The 9,002-nt window shown below is 63.7% G+C and carries 9 protein-coding genes; 2 read left to right on the top strand and 7 right to left on the bottom strand.

Features of this window, described 5'->3' with window-relative positions; translation table 11 throughout:
* The first annotated feature begins 212 nt into the window (after positions 1 to 212).
* A complete protein-coding gene (locus AC2FM3_RS04530; RefSeq protein WP_496679393.1) occupies positions 213 to 1,841 on the top strand; it encodes an acyl-CoA synthetase in 1,629 nt (542 codons plus the stop codon).
* On the opposite strand, the gene AC2FM3_RS04525 is transcribed toward AC2FM3_RS04530, so the two are convergent.
* From AC2FM3_RS04525 to hmgA, 7 genes are all read right to left on the bottom strand, one after another.
* Positions 1,838 to 2,179, bottom strand: coding sequence for a DOPA 4,5-dioxygenase family protein (locus AC2FM3_RS04525; protein ID WP_496679392.1), 342 nt, complete (start codon positions 2,177 to 2,179; stop codon positions 1,838 to 1,840). The genes AC2FM3_RS04530 and AC2FM3_RS04525 overlap by 4 nt on opposite strands.
* Positions 2,180 to 2,269: 90 nt before the next feature.
* Entirely contained in the window at positions 2,270 to 2,908 is a 639-nt protein-coding gene (gene maiA / locus AC2FM3_RS04520) for a maleylacetoacetate isomerase (RefSeq protein WP_496679391.1), read from the bottom strand.
* Positions 2,905 to 3,096 (bottom strand): DUF2783 domain-containing protein, encoded by a 192-nt coding sequence (locus tag AC2FM3_RS04515; protein WP_149776332.1) that lies wholly within the window; start codon positions 3,094 to 3,096, stop codon positions 2,905 to 2,907. The genes maiA and AC2FM3_RS04515 overlap by 4 nt, the downstream gene beginning before the upstream one ends.
* Positions 3,097 to 3,101: 5 nt before the next feature.
* Complete coding sequence (locus AC2FM3_RS04510) at positions 3,102 to 4,712, bottom strand: FAD-dependent oxidoreductase (RefSeq protein ID WP_496679389.1); 1,611 nt, start codon at positions 4,710 to 4,712, stop codon at positions 3,102 to 3,104.
* A 134-nt stretch (positions 4,713 to 4,846) separates the two neighbouring features.
* On the bottom strand, positions 4,847 to 5,797 hold the full coding sequence (locus tag AC2FM3_RS04505; RefSeq protein WP_496679386.1) for an MBL fold metallo-hydrolase: 951 nt from the start codon (positions 5,795 to 5,797) through the stop codon (positions 4,847 to 4,849).
* Between the two features lie 10 nt (positions 5,798 to 5,807).
* Positions 5,808 to 7,064: a fumarylacetoacetase gene (gene fahA, locus AC2FM3_RS04500; RefSeq protein WP_496679383.1), complete on the bottom strand. Its 1,257-nt coding sequence runs from the start codon at positions 7,062 to 7,064 to the stop codon at positions 5,808 to 5,810.
* A 42-nt stretch (positions 7,065 to 7,106) separates the two neighbouring features.
* Positions 7,107 to 8,462 (bottom strand): homogentisate 1,2-dioxygenase, encoded by a 1,356-nt coding sequence (gene hmgA / locus AC2FM3_RS04495; protein ID WP_149776335.1) that lies wholly within the window; start codon positions 8,460 to 8,462, stop codon positions 7,107 to 7,109.
* A 56-nt stretch (positions 8,463 to 8,518) separates the two neighbouring features.
* Here hmgA and AC2FM3_RS04490 point away from each other — a divergent pair, with 56 nt between their 5' ends.
* A complete protein-coding gene (locus AC2FM3_RS04490) occupies positions 8,519 to 8,971 on the top strand; it encodes a MarR family winged helix-turn-helix transcriptional regulator (RefSeq protein ID WP_496679380.1) in 453 nt (150 codons plus the stop codon).
* The last annotated feature ends 31 nt before the right edge of the window (positions 8,972 to 9,002 follow it).

Genomic DNA, 9,002 nt, shown 5'->3' with positions numbered 1-9,002 from the left:
TTCACTAAGATGCGACGCGCAGGAATCACGAGACCCGGCGGGCGCGGATGAACCAGATACCGCAGATCAGCCCGAAAGCCCGGTACGCAGTAGGGCCAGATTACCCGATCGCGTAGCTCCAGTATATTCGCCGCACGTAGTTTTACGGGTTTGTTTTGCGGCAACCTTTGTGCTCAATACGAAAAATCCGACGATTTGGGGAGGAGAGGCGGATGGCGACCCACAACATCTATCAGCGCGATCTTGACAAGTGCCCGGCCAATTTCACGGCCCTGTCCCCGCTCAGCTATATCGAGCGGACGGCAGCCGTTTACCCTGACTATCCGGCCGTGGTTTATGGCGACCGACGCTACAGCTGGGCGCAGACCTATGCGCGTTGCCGCCGGTTGGCCAGCGCGCTGGCCGCGGGTGGGGTGGGCACGGGCGATACGGTATCGATCATCGCCGCCAACATCCCCGAAATGTACGAGGCCCATTTCGGCGTGCCAATGGCAGGCGCGGTGTTGAACGCGATCAACACAAGGCTGGACGCACCGATCATCGCCTTCATCCTGAACCACGCCGAATCCAAGGTGCTGCTGGTCGATCCCGAATTCTCGGGCGTGGTGAAGCAGGCGCTGGAGCAGGTTGATCACGACATTCTGGTCATCGATATCGAGGATCCGAGTTTCGATGGTGGTGAAAAACTGGGCGCGCTGACCTATGACGCCCTACTGGCCGAGGGCGACCCGGAATTCGACTGGTCGCTGCCGCAGGACGAGTGGGACGCTATCACGCTGAACTATACCTCGGGCACCACTGGCAACCCCAAGGGGGTGGTCTATCACCACCGTGGCGCGGCGCTGAACGCCACCTCGAACATCCTGACCTGGGGCATGCCGCAGCATTCGGTCTATCTGTGGACGCTGCCGATGTTCCACTGCAACGGCTGGTGTTTCCCCTGGACCATGGCCGCGAATGCGGGCACGTCCGTGTGCCTACGTGCCGTGCGGGATGAGCCGATCTACAAGGCCTTCCGGGACGAGAAGGTCACCCATTTCTGCGGCGCGCCGATCGTGCTGAACATGCTGGCCAACGCGCCCGATCACCTCAAGGACTTCGATCATGAGATCAAGGTGATGACCGCAGGCGCCCCGCCCCCCGCCGCGGTGATCGCCGCGATGGAGGGGATGGGCATCGAGGTCACCCATGTCTATGGCCTGACCGAAACCTACGGGCCGTCGGTCGTCTGCGCGTGGAAGGACGAATGGAATGACAAGCCCGCCGAAGAACGGGCCGCGCTCAAGGTGCGGCAGGGGGTGAAATACGTCGCCCTGTCCGGGCTGATGGTGGCCGATCCGGAAACGCTCGAACCGGTGCCGGCCGATGGCGAGACCATGGGCGAGATCTTCATGCAGGGCAACATCGTGATGAAAGGGTATCTCAAGAACCCCGAGGCCACGCAGAAAGCCTTTCGCGGCGGCTGGTTCGCCTCGGGCGATCTGGGGGTGATGCATCCCGACGGCTATATCGCGCTGAAGGACCGGTCAAAGGACATCATCATTTCGGGGGGCGAAAACATCTCGTCGGTCGAGGTCGAGGATATCCTCTACAAGCACCCCGCCGTGATGGAGGCCGCCGTGGTCGCCAAACCGGACGAGAAATGGGGCGAGACGCCTTGCGCCTTTGTCGAACTGAAGCCGGGCGCCGAGGCGACCGAGGCCGATCTGATCGCGTTCTGCCGCGACCACATGGCCCATTTCAAAGCGCCCAAGACGGTGATGTTCGGGCCGCTGCCCAAGACATCGACGGGCAAGATCCAGAAATTCAAGCTCAGGGAACAGGCGCGGGTGCTGGGCTAGGCGCCCAGCCGGTCAAAGATCGACAGGTCCAGGTCCAGCATCTCGCCCATCCAGATCGCCCGATCGCGGTGGTCGGGCAGGTGTTCGCCGGTTTCGGGGTGGGTGAACACGGTCAGCCCCTGCCGGTTCAGCATCAGCCACGGGATCACTTTGTCGAAGGCTTCGGCGGCAAAGCTCAACTGGCAGCTCCAGCGCGGGTGGGGGCCGACATTGCGGCTGTGCATGTGGCCCATCTGGGCGGGGAACAGGCGTGCAGCCTCCTCGCAGACACGGCGGGCGGTGTCCTGCGTTTCGGCGTCGAAATAGACATGGGCGTGATAGCCGGTGATCTGTGGCATCGGGGGTCTCGTGCGGTGATTTCCGGCACAAGGCTAGGCCCGATCGGCGCCGGTGCACAGACGCATCGGCACACAGACCCTGTGCGCGGCTCAGCCTGGCGCGTGGGCGTCCGGGTGGGCCGCTGCAAAGGCGGGGTGGTCGGCACAGGTCGCCTCGACCGCCAGAATGCGCGGCATGTCCGACAGATCGACCTGCCAGCGCCGGGCGTTGTACATCTGCGGGATCAGGCACAGATCGGCCAGCCCGGGCGCCGGTCCCGTGCAATAGGGGGCTTGTTCGAACTCGGCCAGCATCGCCTCAAAGGCCATCAGGCCGGGGCGGATGAAATGGCGCATCCAGTCGCCGGGCATGTCGCCCCGTCCGCCGCTCAACTGCGTGGCGTGGCGGGCGACCTTCAGGTTGCAGACCGGGTGCAGATCCACTGCAATGGATTGGGCCAGCGCCTGCGCCTTGGCCCGCGCAACCGGTTCGTCCGGCAGCAGGTTCAGGGCCCGCGTCCGGTCGAGATAGTCCAGAATGGCCAGCGACTGGGTCAGCTGCACGCCGTCGATTTCGAGCACCGGCACAAAGCCCTGCGGGTTTCGGGCCAGATGCGCGGGCGCGGTCTGCTCGCCCTTGACCAGATCGACGGTCTGCGCGCGATAGGCGATCCCGGCCAGGTTCAACGCGATGCGCACCCGGTAGCTGGCCGAGGACCGCCAGTAGTCATACAGGACGACGTCACTCATCGGGCTTTGGCCGCGTCGATTGCCTGTTTCAGGATGGTCCGGTCACCGATGTGATTGGCCAGCACCAGCACCAGCCGCGCATTCAGCGCATCGCTTTCGGCCTTGTCCAGACCGTCGTGCGCGGCCAGTAGATCGGCATAGAAATCATCCGCGCCGTCGATATTCGGGGTGAGGATCAGTTCATCCATTGTGCCTACTCCTTGCCGATGGCCCGGCGGATCGCCTGCCGGAACGCGTTGTCTTCATAGCTGTCGCGCCGCGCCGCCACATGCTGGTCGGGCCGGATCAGATAGACCGCGCCTGCCGCGTCGCCCAGATACCGCCGCTTCAGCGCCAGCGTCCGGTCATCCTTGACCGACAGCGCCAGCCGCTCGACCATCACGCCCTCTTCCTCGATCCTGTCTGGGGCGTCGGCGTCGATGGTCAACAGGGTGAACTTGCCCGCCAGCTTGGGCAACAGGAACGCATCCCCCAGCGGAGCATCGGGGCAGGGCGAGCCGGGGCGCGTTTCGGCCGGACCATTCAGCGCATCGGCCGAATTCAGCGGCGAGCCGTCATAAGTGCAGGGCACGCTCAGCCGGCCGGAATTCACCAGCGGGCGGGCGAACTCGTAATGTTCGCTCAGGTCCAGAACCGCGTCGCGCAGGATGCGCGACATTTCCGATTTCGGCGTGATGAAATCGGTCGAGCGGGTCGAGTTCAGGATGTTCTCGTCCGCGCCATGGATGCGCTCGACATCATAGCTGTCCAGCAGTCTGTCGGGCGCGGTGCCGTCAAGGACCATCTTCAGCTTCCAACACAGGTTGTCGGTGTCCTGCAGGCCCGAATTGGCCCCACGCGCGCCGAAGGGGCTGACCTGATGGGCGCTGTCGCCAGCAAACAGGACGCGGCCGTGGCGGAATTTTTCCATCCGGCGGCACTGGAAGGTATAGATGCTGACCCATTCCAGCTCGAACTGGACATCCTCGCCCAGCATCGCCTTGAGGCGCGGGATCACGTTTTCGGGGCGCTTTTCCCGTTCCTTGTCGATGTCCCAGCCCAGTTGCAGGTCGATGCGCCAGACGTTGTCGGGCTGTTTGTGCAGCAGCGCCGACTGGCCGCGGTTGAAGGGCGGGTCGAACCAGAACCAGCGCTCGGACGGGAAATCGGCCTCCATGACCACATCGGCGATCAGGAAGTTGTCCTCGAACACGCGGCCCACGAAATCCAGCCCCAGCATCCGGCGGGTGGGTGAGTTTGCCCCGTCACAGGCGATCAGCCAGTCCGCCTCGACGGTGTACGACCCCTCGGGCGTTTCGACCTCGAGCTTGACGTGGTCGTCATGGGTGCCGATCGCCTCGACCTTGTTGCGGCCACGGATCTCGATCGGTACGCCCTGGGCCTGTAACTCGCGGACCCGTTCGACCATGAACTGCTCAAAGTAGTATTGCTGAAGGTTGATGAAGGCCGGATGGGCATAGCCCTCATCGGGCTGCAGGTTGAATTCATAGACCTTGCGGTCGTCGAAAAACACCTTGCCCGTGTTCCACAGCACGCCCTTGTCCACCATCGGGCGGGCGCAACCCAGCCGGTCGGCGATTTCCAGCGTGCGCTGGGCGAAACAGATTGCGCGGCTGCCGAAACTGACCTTGTCGTTGTCGTCCAGCACCACCACCTCGACGCCCTGCTGGGCCAGGTCGATGGCGGCAGCCAGCCCGACCGGGCCCGCGCCGATCACGATCACCTGATGCCGCACCGGGGTGGGGGCATCCTGATCGGGGCTGCGGGCATAGGCATAGAGCGGCTGTTCAAAAATCTTGTTCATGGGCTCTCTCCCCAAGTTCTGTGCGCCGGGCGCACAACCTCCGCCCACCGGCGCGGGGCGCCGATGGCTCTCCTCCATGGTTGCATCGTTTTCAGGCCGGCGACACGATCTGGATCAAGTCGCCGGGCCATTTCTCAGCCCTGCAGGGCCTCCCACATCTCCAGATCGCGCTGGGCGGTCCAGATGCGCGGGGTGTCGATGCCGCGCGCCTCGTCATAGGCACGGGCCACGTTGAAGGGCAGGCAGTGCTCGTAGATGGCATAGTCCGAGAATTTCGGATCGCACTCCGCCCGCACTGCGTCCCAGGCCTCTTTCAGGCTGCCGCCGCGCGCGGCCACCTTTGCCGCCGGGCGATAGGTGCTTTCGACGAAGTCGCGGGTGTTCTCGATGGCGGCATTCACCATTTCCTTACCGACCAGCGCATCGCCGCGCCCCGGCGCGATGGCATCCACGTCGAACCACTGGATCTGATCCAGCGTGTCGCCCCAGTCGCCGAAATGCCCGTCGCCGCAATAGCAGGCCGAGTGATATTCGACGATGTCGCCGGTGAACATCACGTTCTGGTCGGGCACGTGGATCACGATGTCGCCGGCCGTATGCGCCCGCCCCAGATGCATCAGATCGACCCGGCGGTTGCCCAGATAGACCGTCATCGTATCGCTGAACGTGGTGGTGGGCCAGGTCAGGCCGGGGATGCTTTCATGCCCTTCGAACAGGCGCGGAAAGCGCTGGAACTCGCTGTCCCAGTCCTCTTGACCGCGCTCGACGACCATGGCGCGGGCCATGTCCGACATGATGATCTGTTGCGCGCCGAAGGCGCTGGCGCCCAGCACGCGGACCGCGTGGTAATGGGTCAGCGCCACATGGGTGATCGGCTTGTCGGTTACGGACCGGATGCAGTCGATCACCTTCTGCGCCAGGCGCGGCGTGGCCTGGGCCTCGACCACCATCACGCTGTCATCGCCGACGATCACGCCCGAGTTCGGGTCGCCCTCGGCGGTGAAGGCGTACAGACCTTCACCCACCTCGGTGAACGAGATTTTCTTTTCGGTCATGTCCCCCTGGGACGCGAATGCCTTGGCCATGTGGCGCTCCTTATCGTGCGTATGGGTCTTCAAGGGCGGGCAGCACCGTGCCGGTACAGTCGCCGAAGCCGATCGTGTAGCCATCGCCCCGGGCGGCGCCTTTGAGGGTCAGCGTGTCGCCGTCCTCGATGAAGCTGCGGATTTCTCCGGTCTCCAGCGTGATCGGCTCCTTGCCGCCCCAGCTGAGTTCCAGCAATGAGCCGCGGCTGTCCTTCGTCGGCCCCGAGATGGTGCCCGAGCCGAGCAGGTCGCCCACGTTCATCGGGCAGCCCGAAGTGGTGTGGTGCGCCAGTTGCTGCGCCGAGGAATAATACATTTCCTTGTAGTTGGTGCGGGCGATGGTGGTCGCCGGTTTGCCCTCGGGCGCCATCGTCACCTCCAGCTCGATGTCATAGAGCATCGGGCCACAATCCTTGAGGTGATCCAGCAGTTCGACCTCGCGCGCGGGCGTGTCGCAGCGGAAGGGGTCCAGCGCTGCCTTGGTCACGATCCAAGGCGAAATCGAGGTGGCGGTGGCCTTGGCCTGGAACGGGCCAAGCGGCTGGTATTCCCATGCCTGGATGTCGCGCGCCGACCAGTCGTTCAACAGGACATAGCCAAAGATGTGATCGTCGGCCTCCTGCACCGTGATAGGGCCGTCGGATGGGGTGCCGACGATGGCGCCCATCTCCAGCTCGATGTCGAAACGACGGCTGGGCAGGAAGGCGGGGCGATCGTGGTCGGGCGATTTCAACTGCCCCCAGGGGCGGCGGATATCGGTGCCCGAAACCACCACCGACGAGGCCCGGCCGTTGTAGCCGATGGGGATGTGCAGCCAGTTGGGCGGCAGAGCGTTTTCCGGGCCGCGGAACATGGTGCCGACGTTCATGGCGTGGTGCTTGCCCGCGTAGAAATCGGTGTATTCGCTGACGGCAAAGGGCATGTGCAGTTGGGCCTCGGCTTGCGGAACCAGCAGCGGTTCGACCTTGTCCTGTTCTTTCGACCCCTTCGCCAGCATGGCGGTCAGCCGCTCGCGCAGCGCGGCCCAGACGGCCGGCCCCTGTTCCATCAGCGGGTTCCAGAAGGGCAGATCGAACAGCGGCTCGTCGCCCAGCGTGATCAGCCCCTCGGCCTCGGCTGCGGACACGTCAAGTATCATGTCCCCGATGGCCACGCCGCAGCGCGGCTCAGTGCCCTCGGTCGAAAAGACGCCATAGGGCAGGTTGTTCAGCGGAAACGGGTGGTTCGCGTCATTGGCCGAGGCCACCCAGGATTTCATCAAAGGCATTGCGTTTCCTTGTGCGGTGCAGTGGCCGTGGGGCCACCGGTGTCATTTCTTGCCGGGCGTGCCGTCGAATTTCTTTTCCAGATCCGTCCAGCAATCGATGTAGTCATCCTGCAGCGGCGCCTCGTTCGCGGCAAAGGCGGTCAGATGCTGCGGAAAGCGAGTCTCGAACATGAAGGACATGGTGTTGTCCAGCTTGTCCGGCCCCAGATTGGCGTTGGACGCCTTTTCAAAGGCTTCCTTGTCGGGTCCATGCGGGATCATCATGTTGTGCAGGCTCATCCCGCCCGGCACGAAGCCCTGCGGCTTGGCGTCGTACTGGCCATAGATATTGCCCATCAGCTCGGACATGATGTTCTTGTGGTACCACGGCGGGCGGAACGTGTCCTCCATCACCATCCAGCGTTCGCGGAACAGGACGAAATCGATATTGGCCGTGCCCGGTACGCCCGAAGGCGCGGTCAGCACGGTAAAGATTGACGGATCGGGGTGGTCGAACAGGATGGCTCCGACCGGGCAATAGGTGCGCAGGTCGTATTTGTACGGCGCGTAGTTGCCGTGCCAAGCCACCACGTCCAGCGGGCTGTGGCCGATCTTGGTGGTGTGGAACTGGCCGCACCACTTGATCGTCACGGTCGAGGGCACTTCGCGGTCTTCGAACGCGGCCACGGGCGCCTTGAAGTCACGCGGATTGGCCATGCAGTTGGCGCCGATCGGGCCGCGGCCCGGCAGCTCGAATTTCTGGCCGTAGTTCTCGCAGACGAAGCCTCGGCAGGGGCCTTCCAGCACCTCGACCCGGTACACCAGTCCGCGCGGGATGATGGCGATCTCCTTGGGTTCGAGGTCGATGATGCCCAGCTCGGTCGCAAAGCGCAGCCGGCCTTCCTGCGGCACCACTAGCAGCTCGGAATCGGCCGAGAAGAAATAGTCGTCCACCATCGATTCGGTGACCAGATAGATATGGCTTGCCATGCCGACCTGGGTGTTCACGTCCCCGGCGGTGGTCATGGTGCGCATGCCAGTCAGCCAGGTCAGCGGTTGGTCGGAATGGGGCACCGCGTCCCAGCGGTACTGGCCCAGGCTGATCACGTCCGGATCGACATTCGGGGCGCTTTTCCAATACGGCAGGTCGATCTTTTCATAGCGGTGCGAATGCTTGACCGACGGCCGGATGCGATAGCACCAGGTGCGCTCGGGCGGGTTGGCGGTGAAGGCGGTGCCGCTGAGCTGTTCGCCGTAAAGGCCATAGTTGCATTTCTGCGGGCTGTTCATGCCCTGCGGTAGTGCGCCCGGCAGCGCCTCGGTTTCAAAGTCATTTCCAAAGCCGGGCATATAGCCTGCATGGGTGCCAACGGGCGTGCTGGCTTGGGTCAGAGCGTGCGGGTCAGTCGGACGATTCATCGGGGTTCCTCCGTTTGCTGCTTGTCGGATAATAGTTGATTTTGTAACTAACAAGCATGACACAGCCAGATTCCGCCGAAAAAGATGACTTCGACCTGCGAAATTTCCTGCCCTTCCTGCTCAACCAGGCGGCCGAGGAAAGCTCGTTGGATTTTCAGAAGGTCTACAAGAACCGCTATGGGATGCTGCGCACCGAATGGCGCGTGTTGTTCCACCTGGGCAATTACGGAGAGATGACCGCCAAGCAGATCGGGGAACGTGCCAAGATGCACAAGACCAAGATCAGCCGCGCGGTGCATAAGCTGGAACAGCGCCGATACCTGCGGCGCACCCGCGACGAAAACGACCGCCGGATGGAGCGGCTGACCCTGACCCCCGCCGGTCTGGCAGTGTACCGCGAATTGCGCGACATCGCCCGCGACTATGACGCCCGGCTGGCGGGCATGTTCACCACGGGCGAGGCGGCGCTGTTGCGGATGATGCTGCGGCGGCTGGCCGGGATGGACTGACCTCTGGTATTCTGGCCCCGCAACCCCCAAG

This window comes from Ruegeria sp. BHSB172 (assembly GCF_059613165.1).
This window is presented reverse-complemented; position numbering and strand designations above follow the sequence as displayed.